The organism is Hwangdonia sp., assembly GCF_048381975.1.
GTDB classification, from domain to species: Bacteria; Bacteroidota; Bacteroidia; order Flavobacteriales; family Flavobacteriaceae; genus Hwangdonia; species Hwangdonia seohaensis.
The window spans coordinates 105,154-127,686 of record NZ_JBLWYT010000005.1; the positions used below are offsets into that span (position 1 = coordinate 105,154).

Sequence of the window (22,533 nt, forward strand, 5' to 3'; positions counted from 1 at the left end):
TTTTTATACCTAATTAGTAATTATAAGTTTTTGTATCTTATTGGTTCCTTTTATAATATAGCTCTTTTCTTCATTATTTAGTTTATAAACCAAAACGTTGTTTTTTAACTGAGGGTTTGCGTGTAAAAAATCGTAAATTGGTTTTCTTAAAAATTCGTAAGTTTCGGTTTCAATGTCAATTTTTTCTTGGCTGTCCGATTCAAAATTAAAAGCGTCAATGGTTTTTGATTCGATTTCTACGGGTTTTTCAATATTTTGATTACTATCATTTGTTGGACTTGGTATAAATCTGTTTAAAAAGAAGAGTAACTTATTGTTTGGATGTTTGTAGTAATACCTAAAAACATAAAATTTTAATTTTAAATAGCAACACAACAGCAACGCCAAAAGATTACTGATAACCGATTTTTTTTTGATAATTATATTATGGCTTAAATCGTAATGGTTGTTGCTCCATTTAAATTTGTATTCTGATGCTCCCATGGACAGGTCAAAAATCTCAAAATCGTTATTGATATTCCATTCCAACTGTTTATAGAGGTCAATACTGCCTAAACTAAATTTTGCGTAATCTATATCGTAGCTGGCAAGTACATTGCACGTGATTTTATTAAAATGATAATTAAAACAAATATTTATAGGCTTGTCATTATCATAAATCACAAAAATGGAGGCTTTTTTCTCTAAAATCAATTGGAATAAATTCTCTTTAATTAAATTCCAACGGGACAGATGAAAATGTTTTTTATTAATTTGATTAAACCGTCGTGTTATAAAAGTGTACGCCGTGTTTAATAAAAACTCATACTGTTCCTTATTAATTTCTCCATAGTAAAATTTATAATCAATATTAAAGCAAGTCTCTGCTCGTTTTAAAGCAGATCGAATTTGTTTTCTTTTTCTGGAGTTAAATTGTTTTGCTGTATAATCTTCAATAGTAGCAAATTTGCTAATGTCGACCAACAGACCTTTGTCAATTTCAGGAAGGCTTATTTTACGGTAGGTATTTGTGTTTTCTAACAATAAATCCAGATAAGGCGGAATATTGTAAACGCGATATAACTTATTTTCATTTGAAATTTTGATACCCTCAAATTCCTTATAAGTTACAACTTTACCATTAAGTTTATATTGAATGCTACTGTAAAAAGCAGGTAGTTTTCTGTTCTCAAAATAATCAAAGCTGTAATGCCCAACATTAAGTATTTTTTTAATCATTAATAATTTAGTTGATAATTATGTGGTAAATTTTTGGCTAATAAAACTAAAAAAAACAAAAGTTGTATTTTTCATTTTAAAGGTAATTATTATAATATGTAATTTTATTCTTTATTAGATAAAAAGTAATAATAATTGACCAAGTGGAGTTTGAAAAAAAAGTGAAATATTAGTTTTTTAAATACATAAAAATAGATCAAATTAGTAACTATTAGAAGGTTCGCAATTAGCTGTGCGTAATTAATTGAGAGTCTTTATTACCTGTTAATATATAGCTATTTGAAGCGGTTTTACATTTATACAAATTAATATGCTTTAGGTTTTCTGAGCTCGTATACAGGTAATCGAAAACGATCTTTCTTAAAAAAGTGTTTTCAGTACTGTTAATATCAATTTCTTGTGTTTTTTCAGGCTCAAAATCCTTACTATTAATAATTGGTTTTATGTGGTAATTATTGGCATTGCTACTTTTGTTGTTTTTAAGGAAAAACAATGCCTTATGCAGCTTTGTGTTTATGTCTTTTTCTCTTAAAGATTGTTTTAGTTTAAAAAATAGATAAAGGTAATTAGCAATTAATGCAGCGGTTACAGATTTGGAGTCGTAATAAATATGATATTCAAAATCGTACTTTAAATCACTCCAGCTCTCTTTGTAATCAAAATACCCTTTGGTGAAATCAAATGTTTTAAAATCGTTATTAAAAGCCCATTCCAATATTTTCATAATTGAAATTTTTCCGATGTGAAATTTGCTGTAATCAATATCAAAAACTGTAATGGCATCAAAAATAATGTCTTCTGAAAAATAGTTTAGCCTAACGGTAATAGGAATACCATCATTATAAATAACAAAAAGAGAGGCTTTTTTTTCTAAAATTAAAGGATAAACCACATCGTAATAAAAATTCCATTCCTCAGGATTCAAATTATTGTTTGTTATTTGTTTGTCATCAAATCTTTTGGTCAATAATTTATTAAAGTAGCTAAAAACAAAATCGTATTCTTTTTTGTCAATTTCTCCATAATACATTTTATAGGTTATTGAAAAGCAATGTTCCAAACGCCTATTGTATCTTCTAAATTTTTGCACACTACTTTTGCTAAAAGTAGATTTAAAGTACGTGTTAAAATCTTTATGTTTATCTAAATGAATTAAAAAACCAGGGTATTGTTTTGCCTTTTTTACTTTTAGGTTTTTGTTACCGCTGTTGGTTTTAACATTAAAAAATTTTGGAACATCGTAGATTAAAAAACATTTGGACTTAAAATCGGTTGCTGCGCTTTCATCATCTAAACTATACGAAACCCCTTTTGTTAAATTTTTACCTGAATTGATAAATAGGGGAAAGGACCTAGGTTTATAAAAAGAAATGTTTTTGATAAAATCAAAACTATATAATGGTTTTTCAGTATTAAAATGTCTATGCCATTTTTTAATAAAGGTTGAAGAAAAAAAAGGGTTGCTTTTTATCATGAGTTTGCTTAATTGTTTGGTAAAATCAATTTTACGACGAAAATTATGGATTGGTATTGTTTTTATGATAAAAGTATTTTTCAGCTTTAGCTACTTTTCTAATAAATTTTCCGGGTACACCATAAACCATACTAAAATCTGGCACATCTCTAACAATTAAAGCGCCAGAACCTACAATGGAGTGTTTACCAATTTTAATGCTTTGTATTATAGTAGCACTCATAGCAATATAAGTGCAGGTTTTAATTGATACATGACCACCAACTGTAGCATTTGGCCCTAAGCTTGAGTATTTTTTTATTTCACTATCGTGCCCAAGCGAAGCTTTGGTATTAATAATACAAAACTCACCAACAGTAGCATCACTATTAATTATAACTCCTGCAAGGATAACGGTACCTTTACCAATATTTACATTTTTTCCAATAACAGCATTTGGGTGAATGGCACTGATAAATTCAAAACCCGGATCGATTGTGGTTATCTTTTCATGGTTTTTTTTACGTGCCCAATTATCACCTATGGCTATAATGCCTTTATTAAAGTTATGTGTTTTTTTTAACTCAGGAATATGCTCTTTTCTGCCAATTATTTTATAATTAAATAATTTTGTTCCAATAGGCTTAAAGGAGTCTATTAAACCAACAATAGTATACTGATTTAACTTTTCAATTATATCAATAATAACTTTAGCATGCCCTGATGCGCCTATAATTACAATATTATGTTTATTTGAAATTGTCAAATTGATTTTGATTTATTATTAAACGCTATAATATAGTTTTTTTCTGTTGAGCAATGTTATATTTTCTGTTTACTTGCGCATACCTTAATTATTTTAAGTTTTTTTATGCTTTTGCTTTAATTGTTTCATTTACCATAACTCTTCTTTTTCCTGATGCCAATAAAGGGATTTCGTTAACATAATGTATTTCTATTATGGCATTATTTCCTAAATACGATTTAAACTCGTCAACAAACTTTTTTTCGTTTTTAAATTCTCCATCAATATTTATTTTAAAGATATATTTATTCCTTGTTTTTTGAATAAGCTGACATTGATTTAATTCGTGATATTTATTAATTAATAAAAGTAGGTTATTAGCTATTATTTCGCCTTTGGTATTAGTTATAACATCAATTTTCCTACCTTCAATTTGTTTTAAAACGAGCTTACCATCTGCATGGTCCATACACCCAATGTCTCCAGTGTCGTATCGAATCATGGGCATACAATAATTAAATAAATCGGTGATTACAATTCTACCTTTTTCACCAAGTTTTACCGGCTTGTTTGAATTGAGTTCTAAAATCTCAACATAATAGCTTGCTGAATTGATTACAAAATAGGAAGTATTAGGAAATTGTTGTGCAATAATACCGTTTTCAACATTAGAGTATCTCGACACGGTATCAACATTGAAATATTTTTTTAAAGCCTTTTTTGTGCTAGGGGATAAGCTTTCAGAAATAGCAATCACCGATTTTAAATTACAATTTATGGGTTTTGCTTTAATGTTGTTTAAGTATTTACAAACTTGATCGAATGCTGAGGCATAACCTATCCAGCTTTTTGCTGATTTATTCTTTTTTAATTTTGCAATAAATTTTTTTAAATAGGTGTCGTTTAAATCAAATACGTCTATAGGTTCAATATTTTGTGCCCACTTTGCTAGAAAACTTTTTTTGCCGAATGCATCCCACATTCTAAAATAAAAGAGTTTATTGCCAATCGTGTAACCTGCCTTTTGAGAGAAATATAAATTATCTGCCTCATTGCGGTTTATTTTATTGATGTTTTGATAAACTTTAAATGGTGTACCTGTAGATCCGCTTGTTTTTACCGTTGTTTTTTTTAGATTTTTATACACGGCAGATTCGAATGTCTTAAAATTAGCTTTAATAATATTTTTATCAATTACGGGAAAATCTTCTAACTGTTCTATTCCTGTATATTTAGTGTAAAACGGGGTAGTATTACAAGCATGGTTTAAAATTTCTGAAAGGTATTGGATTGTTTTATTATGAATACCGTTTAATGACGTGTTTTCTATAATAGTCTTTACATCGTTAAATTGTTGTCTTTTTTTATTTCCATTGAAAGCGTCTAATGCATTAAAAATAAATAATCTAGGATTTGAAAAAGGTATCATATTTTAAGCAGGTAATGTATTGATTTCTTTTAAAATCTCTTTTATAATAGGGCTTTTGCAATAGCCGCCGTACGCAGTGTCTGAAGTTTGTAAATCCGGATTATGGTTCCCTTCAATAATTATAGGGCCAGTGTGGGTTATGGCGACATCCCAACCTATAATTCTGCTAGGAAAATATAAAGCGGCATATTTTACCAAATCACAAGCTTCTGTAAAATATGGGATTTTAAAGCCATCTAATTTAAAATTTGAATTTGGGTGGTTATTAAATACATTGCCCCCCATAACAACACTTTGCCTTCCTTGGCCTTGTAAAACCCCCGTTTCAGTATTTACTGCTATATAAAAACCACCACTAGTTACGTTGTCGGTCACACTATTTCCAACACCAAATCGCATAAAAATTGAAACAATGTGTATTTTGTTTTCTTTATCTATATAGGTGACACATCGTAATGTGTTTATAGATTTAGCGTGTATTTTGTTTATCTCTGTATGTTGTTCAATGCACTCTTGATGTAAATAACTGGCTTTTAAAAGTGATTTTTTAGCGTGTTGTATTTTGTTTTTTAAATTGTTTTTATTTAATAGTATACAACCTTGGCCTCCAATACCTTGAAGAGGTTTTAAAAAAAGCGCATCAATATTTTGTGTTTCGAATACGTTTTCAAAAAAACTTAAAAGATCATTTTCGGTATGTATCACAAAAATTTTATCATTAAAATAAAATCTGTTTTTTATATGATAACTAAATAATTTAGGAGTTTTAATATGATTTGTTTTACACAATAAACTAAAACTTAATTTATTATTCAGCAATGCAGATATTTCTGGAAACACTAATTGTTTAGATGACAAAATGCTATTGTATTCCTTGAACGATAAGTAACTTGTGTAATCAGTCACATCTCTTCGGTACAAATACTTTCTAAAATAATCGGTTGGTAGTGCTTTTTTTATCCATGAAAAATGGATAACTTCTTTGATTATTTTTAAAAAACTTTTTTTGTCCGAATCATTTAAAAATACATTTAGATTTTTAATTCTTGATAACATTTTATGGTCTTGTTTAAATACTTGTATAACAATAACATATTAAAGTCATTTAACACAATATTCTAGACATATAATTGATGTTATATACAGGAAATCGATTTTTTTAATTTTTTTCATTATCAGTACCAAAACATCAGTGTGTATATTTATAAATATTATTTGATTACTTCGTTAGATCTATAATTTGGGAAATAATCCGAATTAGCATTAACTTTATGGATTTCTACGAGCTCATCATAAATTTCTTGGTTCACAATGAATTTCCATAAATTAAATTGTTTGAAATCTTTTGAAAACGACGATTTAAAATGAAATAATGAATCGTCATCTCTACCGCCTAATCCGCCACCTAAATTAAAAGAATTATAACATCCTTTTTCATTGGCGATTACCCTCATTTCATCAATCAATAATTTTGTGGGCATTAAATGCAAATACTCGTTTTTTGATCCAGATAAATGGTATTGCAAAATAGAATTAGTAGCAATAAACATACTAGCACCAATAACTTCTCCAGATTTGTTATCGACTACAGATAATATAGTAGTTTCAAAATCGTTGCTTTTTAGAATATTTTCAAAATAAGATTGGCTAAAATAATAGTATTTTTTAGCGTTTACGCGATCCATATTTTCATTATACAGCTCAATAAATTTTTGTAAATCTTTATTTGAAGAGGATGCTTTAACTGTACACAATCTTCTTGCTTTATTAATGTGGGTTTTAAGTCTGTTTCTATAGTTTTTTCGTTGTGAATCAAAATCCAAAGTCAGGTCTATGTTTACCACTTTGCCTTGCGGGAAGATTTCCCCAAAATTATTTAATATGGCATGTTGATGCTCTATATACGGGTTTAACCTAGAAAAAACTGATATAATATTATTGTTATTGAAATAATTAGTTATCCCTTTTGAAAATTTCAAATTGTTAAAAGAGGCATCTAGCCCTTTGGAAATCGGGCCAACATAGCCATAAACAGAAGTAGCATCTTTGTATTTGGAGTTTGGAATATCACGAATAATTAACGGCAGACCAATTTGGACTTCTTTATTTACATATTTCAATAATATTGGTGTTTCATTTTCCGACACCGATAATTTGTGATAATCATAGGTATGATAAAAATCATAAGACTCTATACTATCTAAAAAAGTATCCCAGTCTTTCTTATTAATAACCGCTTCGAAGTATGATTTATTGGTTTCTTTTTCTTTGTGAATAATTTTAGCTTGAGAAACTTCTGCATTATTATCCTGTTCAAGAAAGTAATTATATAAATTTTTAGCGAGTATTTGAGATATCCAAATTATTCTACCACAGTGCTCAACATGCCAAACAGCTTTATTATCAATTACATTACCTGCTAACAGAGGTCCCATGACGTGCAAATTGTTTGATGCTTCAAGATTGTGGTTAACGTGGAATCCAATTTTTGACTCGTTTGGTTTGCAATAACCATTTTCTATTAAATTTAAAATTAATTTAGGGATATCGTTTTGAGTTAGGTTTTTGCCGCCAATACAGTTAAATATTAAGTTGAATTCTTTGTTATATGTTTTTACTTCCTTAGTGTTTGTGTCGAGATACTTTAAAAAGTAATTGTTATTGTTTTCTTGAAGGTCGACAAACCTGCCTGCAATATGCTCAAAACGCCTGTCCGCTTTAAGCATTTCTATCGTGTTGGAGTAATGGACACCTGCGCACCGTTGTTTTTTTCCTATTTCGTTACCGTAATAACAGGCAAATTTTTCAAGTTCAGTTTCGTTAAGTTTTTCCAATAAACTACCAAAGGCCGATGATATAATTTCGACCGTGGACGCCGCACCTAAGTTAATTTCATCTGATAAATCAATATCCTTAAATGTGGCTTCCGCTATAGAATCTGCACTTAAAGTGCTTGCATTTTGAAGTTTATTTAAATGAATTGGTTTAAATTCCTTTTTTCTTTTTTCATCTATTATCGCGTCTGGAGCCCTTCCTTGGGTAGATAGAAACACAAAATTATTTGGAGTATGATCTCCAGCTTTTGAAACATCGTTTAATTTATACAATAACTCAAGTGCACTTGCATTGGCACCAATTATTAGCACGTTAGTTCCTTTGTCTGCTCTGTTTTTTATAAAATGCTTAACGTTTTTTAACGTGATTTCAAGTTGAGGATCATACGGGGTGTTGATAAACATTAAGTTTTCTTCTTCAATTAAGGCTTCATTCTTCCATAAGTTATTTACGGGTAATGAGCCCACGGATAGAATAACCTTTTCTGATAAAACAGGCTTATTGTTTTCTAAAGTAATGGTATAGGTGTTGTTTTCTTTACTTAGGTTTATAACTTCATCGGTTATGTAATTAATCTCAATGGTTTTATTGCTTGATAATTCTTTTATACTACTTTCAACCATTTCGTTAATATAATAGCCAAAAAAACGACGTGGAATAAAAATATCTTTCCATTTATTGTTTTGTATATCAACACCATTTATATCTAACCATTTCTCAGATAAAATGCCGCCTTCATTTTTAAATTCCTTTAAAAGCCAATCCTTATTTACATTTAGCCATTTTATAAATTTGGTAAGCTCTGGTTCTGGTAAAAAGTTTCTCAACGATGTTATTAAAAGTGTTGATTTACCAGACCTAGCTCCGTAAGGAATGCCTGTATTAAACTCAGGGTATTTATCAATGACATGTATGGATAGTCTATTTTTTAATTTTGGACCATTTTTAATAAGGTCTAAAAAATTTAAAATAGTGAATGATGCCGAAATTCCGGAACCAATAAAGGAAATGTCTGATATTTTGTTAGGGTCTCTAAACATTACTTAGGCGTGTTTGTTTTTATTATTCTTCCAGGGTTGCCAACAACAGTACAGTAATCGGGTATATCCGTTATAACTATGGTACCAGCTCCAATAGTGCACCATTTACCTATTTTAACTTTTGGGATTACAACGGCACCAACACCCACGTGTGAACCTTCACCAACTTCTACATGGCCACACAAAGCTGCTTTAGGCGATATGTGTGCAAAATCCCCAATAACATTGTCATGGTCAATACTTGCACCGGTATTAACAATTACGTGTTTTCCCACTGTTGTGTTGGGCTGTATAATCGCTCCAGCAAAAACTACAGTACCTTCTCCAACTTTTGAAGTAGATGATATTATTGCAGATTTATGGATGGCTTTTTCATACTTGCATTTTAAAAAGCCTGCAATTTCGGCCCTATCTGAGTTTATACCAACAGCTATGATTACCGGAGGCCCATTATGAGGGAATTTTTTTAAATCTCCTCTAGCACCCATAACAACGTTTTTAGACGCATGGTGGCTTCCTGATGGGTTATCATCAAAAGTTTCAACAACATTAAAGTCATTTTCTTGCAAAACTTCCTTTATAACTTGCGAATGACCGCCCGCTCCATAAATTCGTACTTTATTGTTTTCTTTTAAACTAATCATAAATAGGTTTTCGGTCTGGAATTCTTTTTAAAATTAATGACTTAATCTAATAACTAACATTAAATGTTTATGTGCTTCTAATTTAAGCTTTATTATTTATTTGTCCTCGTCGTAATTCATCTAAATAGGGCTGTGATTTGGTAGCATCAATAGCAACATCTTTTGATGCCAGCACTTTATATATAGTTTTCATCAATATATTAAAATCCACTTTAAATGAAACGGTATTTACGTATTCTACATCAAGCTTTAATCTAGGAACCCAATCTAAATAATTTCTTCCATTTACCTGGGCTAAACCGGTAATGCCAGGTTTTACATGGTGTCTTTTTCGTTCTTCCTTGGTGTAGTATGGCAGATATTGAGGTAATAACGGTCTTGGGCCAATAATGGACATATCTCCTTTAATTACATTAAATAATTGAGGTATTTCATCAATGGACGCTTTTCTAACAAACATACCAATTGAGGTTAACCTATCTGAATCGGGAAGTAGCTTTCCCTCCGAATCTGTTTTATCCGTCATGGTTTTAAACTTGATAATGTTGAATATTTTTTCATTTTTTCCAGGGCGTTTTTGAAGAAAAAATGGCTTTCCGCTATTTGCAAACCAGAGTAAAATTGTAGTAATAATTATTATTGGCGACAGCAGCGTAATTAATATTATTGAAACTAGAAAGTCTAATATGGGTTTAAATGTGGTCCTATAATTCATTAGAAGAGCGGTAGGTTATAAAATTTCAATGAGGTTTTGGTTAAATAATAAATCAAATATAAAATTATCTTTTATACTATGGGATTATCTCAATAAAATTCCGTTTATACTAATTATTTTATCGGTGAGACACAAAATCGCAGCCATTTAATTTCAATAAACAGAGTTTAACAATTAACTATTTATAAAATTAGAGTTGATAAATATTATTCGTTTAGCTAATATCGTTTACTAAAGTATTGAAAACATTTTCTAGGTGCACTTTTTCTAAGCAGAAATAATTGGTTGTGATTGAATAGTATTCAATATTATATTGTAAAGGGCTTAATTTAATCTGTTATACTCTTCTAAAATTGCTGACCACACCAACTTTTGTTCGTAATTTGAAATGATTCTTGCCCGTGATTTCAACCCCATTTGTGTTGTTAAATCTTTATTATTCAAAACAAAAGCCATTTTTTCATAAATGGATTTGTAATTTTTAGTTGGAATGATAAAACCATTCTCATTATCTTCAATAACTTCATTACAGCCATTAATATCAGTTACAATACTAAATAATTCCATCGCAGCGGCCTGTAAAACTACGTTTGGAAAACCTTCACGGTAACTAGCGAAAACCAAAGTGTCTGAAATGGCAAAATACGGTCTTACGTCTGACACCCATCCGGTTGTAACAATATTGCTACTGGATTTTATCAAATTTACAGTTTCTGGCAAAAGTGGGTCCAGCTCATTTTCGTACCAACCAACAAGTAGCAATTTAACATTTTCGAACTCATTACTAATAATATCAAATGCATTTATCAACTCATTAACCCCTTTATCTTTAACTAAACGCCCTACATAAATAAAAACATAATCGGTTTCAGCAATATTTAAATCACACCTTAATTTAGTTTTAAATTCTTTATTATAAAGTTTTGGATTAAAATGTGTGGTATCAATACCGTTTGAGCTACCATTGCCCAAAACTTTTAACTTGTTATTATTGGTGAATTTATTCTCTAAAATAATATCGACCAACCCGTAGGAATTGGGATATATTTTTGTAGCGCATTGATAAGTAATCTTTTCTACAGAATTCAATAAAATACGTTTTAGACCTGTAGCTTCAACTAATGGTAATCCTGCAATGGTATGCAATCTGTGTGGCACATTGGCTAACCGAGCAGCTATCATTGATAAGGTGCCAGCTTTTGGAGTATGTGAGTGCACTATAAAAGGCTGCTCCTTTTTAAATATTTTATATAACTTGTAAACTGCAGCCAAATCTTTTAAAGGTGTAATTTTGCGAGTCATTTCTACGGGGATGGTTTTTATGTTTTCCCGCGAACTAATATCCTCTAAAAAACCGTCTCCAGCTGATGAAACCCCTATAATTTCAAAATAATCACTCATAAATTTAAGTTGTCCCTTAAGTAAACTTGCTAAAGACATAGGTACGGTAGTTATTCGAAGTATTTTTTTTCTCATTTAAAGATGGGGTTTTATAAGGTAACTTAAAGATTTACAATAAGTTATTAACAATCTTAGGTTAAATAGTTGTTTTAAAATACATTTGCATTTTTATAATAAAAATCCAAAAACGTGTTTCTCACAAATAATAAAGTCTAAAAACACGTTTCTCTCGTATCTACCTAAAATAGAATAAACAAAGTGCAATTATACAATATAAAATTTAGGCTAAAATAGTAATATTCTCAAAATAAAGACAAAATGATAAAAAAAAGAAACAATGCCCTAAGTAAAATGAAAAAGATAAATATATATGCCATTTTAATTTTAACTCTATTTCCAATTTCTATTTTATCTTGCAATGACGATGAGGTTTTTGTTGAAACCGGTGAAGAATTATTGGCAATAGATGAGGATTTCGGTTCTGCACAACGAGATAATGTTTTTGTATTAAATCCAGAACGTTGGGGGATAGTTGAAGGCAATGTATCTAACGAAGTCGCAAAGGAAAACACCCAAATATTAAACTTTATTATTAAAAGGGTTGCAGAATTTGGGATAACAACACTTCAGATTGATGAAATGGATGCCTTTTTTGAAGTAAATTCTAGAGTCAATAATCCAAAAATAAAATCAGAGTCAGCTATCCTTATACCTTCAAATTTTGAATTAAGGATGAGTGATAATGTATTTATGCGGGTGCAACCGAATGGGGCACATACTTATAGTTTATTAATGGTGTTTGAAGGTGAAAACATTAAAATAAATGGGGGGAATTTAATTGGAGACCGTTGGGTACATGATTATTCGCCAGAAGTCGATTTGTATGGAAATGAATGGGTAGCCCATGATTGGGGACACATAATTCAAATCTCTGGAGGTAAAAATGTTGAAATTGACAATGTAAATATATCTGCTGCAACGGGAGATGGTATTGTAGTTCATGAAAGTGTTATTAGAACAGATAGTAATTCGGTAATATCAGAAAACGTAACAATAAAAAACTGTACAATTGACGAAATTAGAAGAAACGCTTTAAGCTTTTTAGATGGAGATGGCATTCTTTTGGAAAATTGCGACATAACAAATACTGGCCAAGGACCGGAAAATCCAAAAGGTGTTTACAACTCATCCGGTGCTTATCCAAAATACGGTATTAGCTTCGAGGCTTATAGAGGTAGAGATGCCAATAATAACCTTATAGAATATCAAAGGATTGAAAATGTTGAAATAAGAAACAATAGATTTACCGGTAATTATGGTGGTGACATTAATTTATATACGTGTTCTAATGTTAATATACACGATAACTATTTTGATTCGATGATTGCCAATATAGCATCTCATGATATTACTATAAAAGACAATATTATGGAAGCAAGATTGGATGACGATGGTAATTATTATCAATTTGGGATTTTATTTAAATCAAAATTTGATCCTCTTGGTAAGGAGATGAATTATAATTATACAATTACTGGCAATCAAATTAAAAACTATGTAAATGCAATGGTTTTAGGAGGTGAAAATTATACGGTTTACAATAATACACTTACCGATTTTAAAGCAGGAATTACTTTTTATAAATATTTAAATGGTGCACAATTATACAATAACACATTAACATCAAATATTAGTACAAGTTCTGGGTACGCTTCTTTGGTAGCAAACACTACGGATGTTTCAGTATCAAACGAAAACGTAGCAGTAACTTACCGCCCATTAAATATAAGTGGATTGCAAGCCAATATTGTTGAAAAATTAATTTTTGATAATTGTACATTTAATTCTACAGATAATAAAGTTAATAGTATTTCTGGTTCAGAAAACATAACAGTTCAGAATTCCCAATTAAATACTCAAATAAACGTTTTTAATTCTACAAACATTCAACAAATTAACAATAATTAATAAGTAAACAATCGAATAACTTGTTATTTTAGTTTACAGTTTATTAAAATTCAATAGTAAAATATTGAGTTTATTACTATGGTTGAATCTAGCAATCTTAATAACCTTCACAATATTAAGTGTTTACCATTAATTTATTATTTACTAATAGAGGCTTTTAAAAAAAGACTCTCTATTAACAAGAAAAAACTGTCAAAAAATATTTATAATCGATACTACTTTACGTTTTATCGATAAAAATCTGCAAAAATTAATGTATTTCAACGAATAAATTCAAATTCAAATTAGTTTTCTTATTTGAATTTATACTTTAGCCCATTATTAATCGACCCCAAATCGAAACTTTATGAAAAATTATTTAAAACTTATGTTATTATTCTTCTGTGCCATAATGTTAACAACCTCATGTAATAAAGAAGAACTATTTATCGAGCAAACATCAGAAGAAACTGTTGATGAAACCACCCCTGAAGACACAGGACAAACTCCTGAAGTAGATTACAGTTTACCTTGTGATTTTACACTTAATACCCTTGAAGCCAATACTTCGGTTATAATTAATTGCCAGTTAGATTTAGCCGGTCAAACCATTTCACTTCCATCAAATGTATCATTAATTTATGAAGGTGGTGATATTTTTAACGGCACTCTAAACTTTTCTAATGGTTCTATAATATCGGGAGAATTATTAAGTTCAAGTTTAGTAATAGAGGGTGCGCTACCTAAATTAGAAAAAGAAACTTTTGATTTTATTCCAAACCGCTGGGGCATTGTTGAAGGTAAAGTAACCGATGCTGTTGCATTGGAAAATAAAAATATAATTAACTCTACCATGTATCTGGTTAAGGATATGGGAGCAACTAAACTTGAAATTGATAAAATAGATGCCTATTTTAATGTAAGTTCGAGAGTTAACAACCCTAAAATAAAATCTGAAAGTGCTATTTTAATACCGTCAGATTTTGAGTTTAACATGAGCGACAACTCGTTTTTGCGCGTACAACCAACTAATGCTCATGCCTATAGTTTAATAATGGTTTATAAAGGAGAGAACATTAAAATAACTGGGGGCAATTTAATAGGCGACCGTTGGGAACATGATTACGCTCCAGTAGTTGATTTATATGGAAAAACTTATTACTCCCACGATTGGGGACATGTAACACACGTTTCTGGTGGTAAAAACATCTTGCTTGAAGGTATATACATATCCGATGGAGCCGGAGATGGTTTTGTGGTACATGGTAGTACAATTAGGGCTGAAGATGGATCTCCGGGTAATGCCATAATCTCTGAAAACGTGGTAGTAAGAAACTGTACTATTGATGCTTCAAGAAGAAATGGATTGAGTATTCTTGATGGCGACGGAATTCTTGTCGAAAACTGTAACATTATTAACACTGCATTAGGTGAAAACCCACCAGGTGTTGATTATAGTTCTGCTGGAACATGGCCTAGACAGGGCATAAGTTTTGAGGCTTGGAGAGTTAGAGAAGCTGACGGCACCCTTAAAGAATACGAAAAAATAGAAAACGTAACTCTTAGAGGAAACACCTTTAAAGGTAATAGTGTGGGAGACATTGTATTATTTACTTGTTCTTTTGTTACGATTGAAGAAAATTATTTTGATGCCATGATTACTAATATAGCATCGCATGATATTGTTATCAGAAATAATACCATGGAGGCCAGAATTGAGGATGGTGTGCCTTTTGAACATGCAATGATATTCAAATCAAGATTAGACCCATTTGGAGATGAATTCAATAGGAATTATAAGATTTATGGAAATAAAATTAATGGCTATAGAAATGGTATAACTTTAGCTGGTGATAATTACGAATTATATGATAATACCCTAACTGGTTTTAAATCGGCAATTATACTTGACGATAAGTTATACGGAGCCCATATACACAATAATAAATTAGAAACAGATGTACCCACTAGTTTTGGTTATGTAGCAAGAGTAGGTTATACAAAAGATATAAAAGATATACTTATAGAAAATGAGGAAGTAGTTGTTACAAGGAGGCCAATAGATATATATGATTTAAAAGCACACAGTAATGAAAATTTAGTTTTTGACAATTGTACTTTTACCTCGTCAGGGAACAAATCTAATAATATTGACGGTTCTGAGAATATTACGATTCAAAATTCAACTATAAATACAGATGTTGGTATTGTTAACTCAATAAATATTCAATTAATAAATAATAATTAATTTGCTTTATTTGGTAGAGCGAAAAAAAACTTTGTAGGTTAGATAACTCCCTGGAATGTTCCCGGGAGTTTTTTTTTATTTTTTTTAGGTTAATATTTTAAATATTAACCTTTACATTTTATTTATAATTAATAAGCAATTTTTTTCAGATTAGAGAGAATAGAGAAGGTGAGTTTATAGTAAAACATATACAGCAACTTAATTTAACTACACAATGCCATTGGTAGATTCCCCATTACTATAAATTTATTTAAATCAAATTAACGGAGAATTTTGCACCAAACTTTTTGTTAGTAATTATAATTTGTTAACTTTGTTATTAACCGAATTAAACTACAATAAACATTATATTATTCTTAATTAAGTACCCCCTATTATTTTTACAAAATATTTGACAAAAACGATATAATGAAGTTGAAAGAAGTTATAAAATCTGATTTATACCGTTATGGGGGGGGGGGAGGCTTGACTAAAATTTCCAAGGGTATGAGATTTCCAGGGTTTCGTTATATGTATTACTTCCGAAAAGCATCTCATTATAAAAAAATGTCCATCTTGGGGATTTATTACAGGTTGATTCTTCGCCATATATGTGTAAAATATGGATTTCAAATTCCAGCAACTACTTCAATTGGAAAAGGGTTTTTATAAATCATTTTGGAGCAATAATTATAAATAGAAAAGCCAAAATAGGTAAAAATTGTAATATTGCTCCTTCAACCACTATAGGTCAGGCCAATCTCGGTAAATTGAAAGGATATCCATCTATAGGCGATAAAGTTTGGATTGGAACGGGGGTTGGAACAGTTGGTAATATACAAATTGGAAATAATGTTTTAATAGCTCCAAATTCATTTGTTAATATAGATGTACCCGATAATTCCTTGGTATTAGGAAATCCGGCCAAAGTGATTGCAAAGCATAATACACACAGAGGCATATATTTGCGATATCCGCAATTAAATTATTTTGGTAAACATATCTCATTGTTCACTATAATATACTTTAACATGGCTTTTACAATTCTAATTGAACCACTTATTCCAACAGGTATTTTTATTTAATTAAAAAGTAATGTCCATTTTTAAACCAACTCTATCCCTAATTTTTTGATTAATAAATAGCTAAAGCACACAATAGTTGATTGTCCCTTTATTTTTTATAAAACGCAGCTGATTTATAAGCATTTTTTCCTTGGTTTTTTCTTATTGTGCTTTGGTATAAAATCTTATTCATTTTGTTATTTGTAAATAATTAATCACAAGAAATATAGTTTTAATAATTTTATCTTTTTAAATGTTGCTAAAAGACTGATTTTTAATATCTTCGCAGCTAAAAATTATATCATGAAAAATTTTTATTTCTTTCTAGCCATATTATTTACAAGTATTTCTCTTTTTGCTCAGCAAACTTATGTTCCCGACGATAATTTTGAACAAGCTTTGATAGATTTGGGCTACGATAATGTTTTGGACAATAATGTGCAAACAAGTAACATTAACGAAATAACCCATCTAGACCTAAGATTTAAAAGTATTTCCGATTTAACTGGTATCGAGGCTTTCACGGCATTAGTAAATTTAAATTGCTCGTTCAACGATCTTACCGTAATTGATGTCAGTAGCAATACAGCATTAACTAGCTTATCATGTGCAGTTAATTTCTTGGTGGCGTTAGATTTGAGCAATAATCAAGCATTAACAAATTTAGATTGTGGTTTAAACAATATTATAAGCTTAGATTTGTCTGGAAATTCAGCTTTAACAGAACTATATTGCGATTTTAATAATCTGGCAAATTTAGATGTTAGTAATGGCAATAATTCTAATTTTACTGTCTTTGATGCAAGGGAAAACCCAAATCTTGACTGTATAAAGGTGGACAACGTGAGTTACAGCAACACAAACTGGCCAAATCGCGATACAAGCACCAGCTTTAGTACAAATTGTGATGGTGGTGGTTCGCCTGATCTAACATTTATTCCTGATAATAATTTTGAGCAGGCGCTCATTGATCTTGGTCTTGATGACGTGTTGGACGATTACGTTGAGACCGACAACATCAATGTCTTAACGAGCTTGGATGTATCAAATAAAAATATTTCTGATTTAAGCGGTATTGAAGACTTTGTAAGTCTTACTGAGCTTTACTGTGGCTCGAATAATTTAAGTGTTTTAGATGTAAGTAACAATACAGCTTTAACAACTTTATCCTGTTTTTTAAATAATATTGTTAGCCTTAATTTAAGCAATAACACTTCGCTAGCTAATTTATCCTGTTATTTTAATGAATTAATCAGTTTAGACTTAAGTATTAATACAGAGCTTAGATCGTTATCCTGTGGCAACAACAATCTGGTGAGCTTAGACGTAGCCAATGGTAACAATACTAGCTTTACTTATTTCGATGCAAGGAATAACCCGAATTTGGACTGTATAGAGGTGGACGACGCTGTTTACAGTGCCTCGAATTGGACGAATAAAGACACTGACGCAGGTTTCAGTACGGACTGTGATGCCGTTGGCGTAGACCTTACCTATGTCCCGGACGACAACTTCGAGCAGGCACTCATAGACCTTGGTTATGATGATGTACTAGACGACAACGTGTCGACCGACAACATTAAAGATATAGAGTCTCTTAACATATCAAACATGGGTATTTCCGACTTAACTGGTATTCAGGCCTTTGTATCCCTTACTAGTCTTTCCTGTGGTTCCAACAACCTCACTAATTTGGACGTTAGCAATAGTCCTGCATTAAGAGACCTTTACTGCCATAACAATAACCTTATTGATCTGAACGTTAGCAACAACTTAGCGCTCCGTGTACTGTCGTGTTACCTGAATGACCTCACCGACCTGAACCTTAGCGGAAATCCCGCTCTTAGGGCGCTTTCAACGGGCAACAACAGTTTGACCAGCTTGAACGTGAGTAACGGTAATAACAGTAATTTCACTTATTTCGACGCTAGAAACAACCCAAATTTGGACTGTATTGAAGTTGATAACGTGTCCTACAGCACGACCAACTGGTTAAATAGGGATGCCGGCGCAAGCTTTAGCACCGATTGTGATGCCGTTGGCGCGGACCTTACTTATGTACCCGACGACAACTTTGAGCAGGCACTGATAGACCGTGGTTACGATGACGTTCTTGATAATTTCGTGGCGACCGAGAACATCGAGGGCATAACGAACTTAAACGTAACGGGCCTTGGGATAACAGACCTGACGGGTATTGAGGCATTTGTTGGCCTGACGGATCTTTCCTGTGGCTCAAACAACCTAGCCAGCTTGGACATTAGCAACAGTCCAGCCCTGAGGAACTTGTTCTGTTACAATAATAACCTTACTGATCTTGACGTTAGCAATAACCCAGAACTCAGAGTTCTGTCTTGCTACCTGAACGACCTAACTGGCCTGGACCTTAGCGGCAACACCGTTCTTAGGGCGCTTTCCGCTGGCAACAACAGTTTGGCAAGCTTGAACGTGCGTAACGGCAACAACAGCAATTTCACTTATTTCGACGCAAGGAACAACCCTAACTTGGACTGTATAGAGGTTGACAATGTGTCCTACAGCACGACCAACTGGAGCAACAGGGATGCCGGAGCAAGCTTCAGCACCGATTGTGGAGCGTCTGCTCGTTCTTCTTATTCAAAGAAGGAGAATACAGGTAATAATGATAATGTTACTTTAGGTTCTGATGTATTAGAAACTGGCAGTTATAGAATATATCCAAATCCGGTTAATGGTGTTTTAAATATTTCATTAAATAAAGGAATGGAGCTTAACCAAGTTACTTTTTATAATACTTTAGCTCAGCGTGTATTATCTGCTAAAACAACTAGAATTGATGTTAGCAGCTTACGAAAAGGAATGTATCTTGTAGAATTAGATACAAATAAAGGTAGATTGGTTGAAAGGATAATTGTGAAGTAGTTTTCAAGTTTTAAATTTGTGACGTCTAAAATAGTGTTGCAAAATGAATAAATTAAAGGTAGTGATTTTTCATCACTGCCTTTTTATTTTTTTAGTTTGTATGTTGTTAATACAATTGATTTGGGCTTAGGATATAATTAAGCAAATTTGGTCCAAAATTATAGTAAACTTATATTAAAGTTTTGACTAATTTTCCTTTGGTTTTAAGTTCGATTTTAAATTTTTGTTTAGAATTTCGTTTTCATAACCTTGATATGGTTTGGCCACACATGGAAGAATATTCCTTTCATCCATCATTTTATAATTTTAAAAAACTTTATGCAATGAAGTAAAAAGCGTTAAATTCAATATAATTCCTTGTTGAAAGGAAATCTGGCCAAAGTGATTTCAAAAGACAATCCAACTGATACATATTTTCAATCTTCTCAATTCCACTACTTTTGTAAAAGCACACAATATTGTTGTCAATTTTCCTTTTTTTTAAAAATTTATTTGAGCAAGTTTTTTACAATTCTAAATTTTCCGCTTTTTTCAACAGGTATTTCCGTAACATATTTTAAAGTAATGTCCATTTTTGTACCAACTCTATCCACAAGGTTTTGCAAAAAAACTTTTTCATATTTTGAGTGATAAGATTGATCATCTTTTTCAATTAATACAAGTAGTTTGTCAATAGATGCTTGTTGTACTTGAAATTTGATAATCCCTTTTACGCCTTTTAAACAATTTGAAATATTGCCTAAATTTATTTTTCCTGTCTCTTCAGAATAAATATAATCTGAAATGCGACCTAAAATACTTTTAACTAAAGGGTTGTTATTTCCGCAGCCACAAGTTTCGGCAGCATCATACATCTCAATTTCATCACCAATATCATACCTTATTAATGGTGTACCGCGGGTGTTAAAAGGAGTAACGACTAGTCGTCCCTTTTTACAAGCCTTATTGTTTTCGTCTAATACTTCAAAAACACCACTTTGTAATTCCAAATGCAATTTTTTGTTCTTGCACTCTAAAATAAAAGGAGAACCTTCTGATGATGCGTATTGATTATACAAATTGGTTTTAAAGTAGCCTTCCAAAACGCTTCTTATGTCTTCCGTTATTGTTTCTGCAGTCGGAAATATGGCTTTAATGGAACGTGCCGGAAATTCTATATTATTTGCCATACCGAATTTTGCAATTTCATACATTGTAGAAGGAAACCCAACCATGTATTCTGGCTTAAATTCTATTAAGTTTTGTAAATAATATTTTAAATATTTACTGTGTATATGAAACGTGGAGTAATAACGTACCTTATAAAAATTATCCGTTTTCCAGAACCGATTATTCTTAATGTCCTTAGGACTTAAAAGACTTTTTCCGCTAAACCAAGCTGTTTTTTTTCCTAGCTTGTAACCATACCAACTTCTAAAGTTGTCTAAAATAGCAAACCTTTCCTGAGTGTCGTCAAATGTGAACCTTACCTCCAACGCTTTTCCTGTAGTTCCTCCTGTTTTACTTATTCCTGCATTTTCTTTCGAAATCGTATAGACGGCATCAATTTCTTTTCTTAAGTCTTCCTTATTAATAATTGGTAATTTACTTAGTTCATCTACCGCATAAAAGCGAGTTATATTGATTTGATTATATAACTTTTGGTAAAATGATGAGTTTTTTTTAGCATATTCAACAAAGCGGTTTAGTTTATCGAGTTGAATGAGCTTCAATTCATTTAGAGATAAATCTTTATTGTTCTTGTATTGATTGCGATATTTTTTATAATTCCCTCCGTGCCGTTTCTTATAGGACAGATAATTAAAAAAACTAATCATGAATTCCTGAAAAAAAACAGGGCTTTTGGAGAAAATATTTTCGAGAAACGGTGCCATTGGTTTAAAATTATTAAAATGTTAATACAATTTATACTAGAGACTCATTTTATTTTTTATTAAAACTTTGTTTGTTAATGATGTCATGGTTTCACTCTCAAAACCATATTCTTTATGAAGCTTTTTATAGTGCTTATAAATAGAATGTAATGTGCTTATGTTTTTATCTAAATCACTACCAAAATTGTGAGGGTGCCACCATAAATGATATAGCTCGTTGTTCTTAGCAGCATGAGTCATTGCGTTTTTTATTCTTCGTAATTTAAAGGTTTCAAATACTTTCAGTTTTTTACTGTACGGTCGTAAAAACCTTGAAGACGGAATGTTTAAGCAACTACTGGCGGTTTTCGTCAATTCTTTAATAGAGTAGGTATGGTGCCCAAAAATATTGATGTAACTATCTAGTAAACGTAGTGCTTTAGCCAATTGCCCCATTTTTTTTGGAATAAACACCCATGTGTTTTCGTTTCCTCGGTACGATGTTATACCATTGTTTGCACAAACCTTTAAATAACTTTCGACAACTTGATTTCGAGGAAACACGATGCTGTTTATATTAATATTTAGGCTTTTTGCTATATTTTTGGCAGCTTCTAAATCTGCATTAAACTCTGTAGCATTTTGCCCTTCTGCCAAGCAGTAATAGTGACAAAAGGTATGCGTGCCTATTTCGTGGTTTTTATTTGAAGCAATTTTTTTTACTATATTTTGAGCATAGTGAAATGGATCTTCATCCTCGTTTTCTCCAATTGAGTCTATTATGCGGTAGGGGTCAAATTTGCGATAACTATAGGAAGGTTTTACATCTGGGATGAACTTTTTAAGCTCTTCTTTGGTTTTGCTAAATAAAAAACCTACGGTAGCAAACGTTAATCTAACATCATAAGCCTTGCTAAGATCTAAGATTTTACTAATTGCATCTCTGGTGTTTACCAGATTGGTTTTATAATCCTTAACCTCTTTAACATCAAAAATACCCCAATGGAGTTCAAAATCTAGAGATATTACAAATTTACCGTTCATGCTTGGTGTGTTTAATT

Annotated in this window: 15 protein-coding genes; 4 read left to right on the forward strand and 11 right to left on the reverse strand. The window is 31.2% G+C overall.

From position 1 onward, the window contains the following. Positions 1-9 precede the first annotated feature (9 nt). The 9 genes from ACN5J7_RS10540 to ACN5J7_RS10580 form a co-directional block, all read right to left on the reverse strand. A complete protein-coding gene (locus ACN5J7_RS10540) occupies positions 10-1,218 on the reverse strand; it encodes a GNAT family N-acetyltransferase (RefSeq protein ID WP_418603859.1) in 1,209 nt (402 codons plus the stop codon). Positions 1,219-1,444: 226 nt separating this feature from the next. Continuing rightward, complete coding sequence (locus ACN5J7_RS10545) at positions 1,445-2,692, reverse strand: GNAT family N-acetyltransferase (protein WP_418603860.1); 1,248 nt, start codon at positions 2,690-2,692, stop codon at positions 1,445-1,447. Positions 2,693-2,735: 43 nt separating this feature from the next. After that, positions 2,736-3,437 (reverse strand): acetyltransferase, encoded by a 702-nt coding sequence (locus ACN5J7_RS10550; RefSeq protein ID WP_418603861.1) that lies wholly within the window; start codon positions 3,435-3,437, stop codon positions 2,736-2,738. A gap of 103 nt (positions 3,438-3,540) precedes the next feature. Then, positions 3,541-4,845, reverse strand: coding sequence for a CoF synthetase (locus tag ACN5J7_RS10555; protein ID WP_418603862.1), 1,305 nt, complete (start codon positions 4,843-4,845; stop codon positions 3,541-3,543). A 3-nt stretch (positions 4,846-4,848) separates the two neighbouring features. Then, positions 4,849-5,901, reverse strand: coding sequence for a sugar-transfer associated ATP-grasp domain-containing protein (locus ACN5J7_RS10560; protein ID WP_311938415.1), 1,053 nt, complete (start codon positions 5,899-5,901; stop codon positions 4,849-4,851). Between the two features lie 155 nt (positions 5,902-6,056). Beyond that, positions 6,057-8,720, reverse strand: a complete 2,664-nt coding sequence (locus tag ACN5J7_RS10565) for a peptidoglycan bridge formation glycyltransferase FemA/FemB family protein (protein WP_418603863.1) — start codon at positions 8,718-8,720, stop codon at positions 6,057-6,059. Further along, positions 8,720-9,364 carry an acetyltransferase gene (locus ACN5J7_RS10570; RefSeq protein WP_418603864.1) on the reverse strand — a complete coding sequence of 215 codons (645 nt, stop codon included), beginning with the start codon at positions 9,362-9,364 and terminating at the stop codon, positions 8,720-8,722. Before ACN5J7_RS10570 ends, ACN5J7_RS10565 begins: the two co-directional genes overlap by 1 nt. Before the next feature lie 82 nt (positions 9,365-9,446). After that, complete coding sequence (locus ACN5J7_RS10575) at positions 9,447-10,079, reverse strand: sugar transferase (RefSeq protein WP_418603865.1); 633 nt, start codon at positions 10,077-10,079, stop codon at positions 9,447-9,449. 324 nt (positions 10,080-10,403) lie between these two features. Further along, a complete protein-coding gene (locus ACN5J7_RS10580; protein WP_418603866.1) occupies positions 10,404-11,555 on the reverse strand; it encodes a glycosyltransferase family 4 protein in 1,152 nt (383 codons plus the stop codon). A gap of 243 nt (positions 11,556-11,798) precedes the next feature. Here ACN5J7_RS10580 and ACN5J7_RS10585 point away from each other — a divergent pair, with 243 nt between their 5' ends. From ACN5J7_RS10585 to ACN5J7_RS10600, 4 genes are all read left to right on the forward strand, one after another. Continuing rightward, positions 11,799-13,448 (forward strand): right-handed parallel beta-helix repeat-containing protein, encoded by a 1,650-nt coding sequence (locus ACN5J7_RS10585; RefSeq protein WP_418603867.1) that lies wholly within the window; start codon positions 11,799-11,801, stop codon positions 13,446-13,448. 346 nt (positions 13,449-13,794) lie between these two features. Then, complete coding sequence (locus ACN5J7_RS10590; RefSeq protein ID WP_418603868.1) at positions 13,795-15,675, forward strand: right-handed parallel beta-helix repeat-containing protein; 1,881 nt, start codon at positions 13,795-13,797, stop codon at positions 15,673-15,675. A gap of 590 nt (positions 15,676-16,265) precedes the next feature. Further along, positions 16,266-16,739, forward strand: a complete 474-nt coding sequence (locus ACN5J7_RS10595; RefSeq protein WP_418603869.1) for a serine O-acetyltransferase — start codon at positions 16,266-16,268, stop codon at positions 16,737-16,739. 282 nt (positions 16,740-17,021) lie between these two features. Continuing rightward, on the forward strand, positions 17,022-19,619 hold the full coding sequence (locus tag ACN5J7_RS10600) for a T9SS type A sorting domain-containing protein (RefSeq protein ID WP_418603870.1): 2,598 nt from the start codon (positions 17,022-17,024) through the stop codon (positions 19,617-19,619). 488 nt (positions 19,620-20,107) lie between these two features. On the opposite strand, the gene ACN5J7_RS10605 is transcribed toward ACN5J7_RS10600, so the two are convergent. Both ACN5J7_RS10605 and ACN5J7_RS10610 read right to left on the reverse strand, forming a co-directional pair. After that, positions 20,108-21,331, reverse strand: a complete 1,224-nt coding sequence (locus ACN5J7_RS10605; RefSeq protein WP_418603871.1) for a phenylacetate--CoA ligase family protein — start codon at positions 21,329-21,331, stop codon at positions 20,108-20,110. A 198-nt stretch (positions 21,332-21,529) separates the two neighbouring features. Then, on the reverse strand, positions 21,530-22,516 hold the full coding sequence (locus tag ACN5J7_RS10610) for a polysaccharide deacetylase family protein (RefSeq protein ID WP_418603872.1): 987 nt from the start codon (positions 22,514-22,516) through the stop codon (positions 21,530-21,532). Positions 22,517-22,533: the final 17 nt, after the last annotated feature.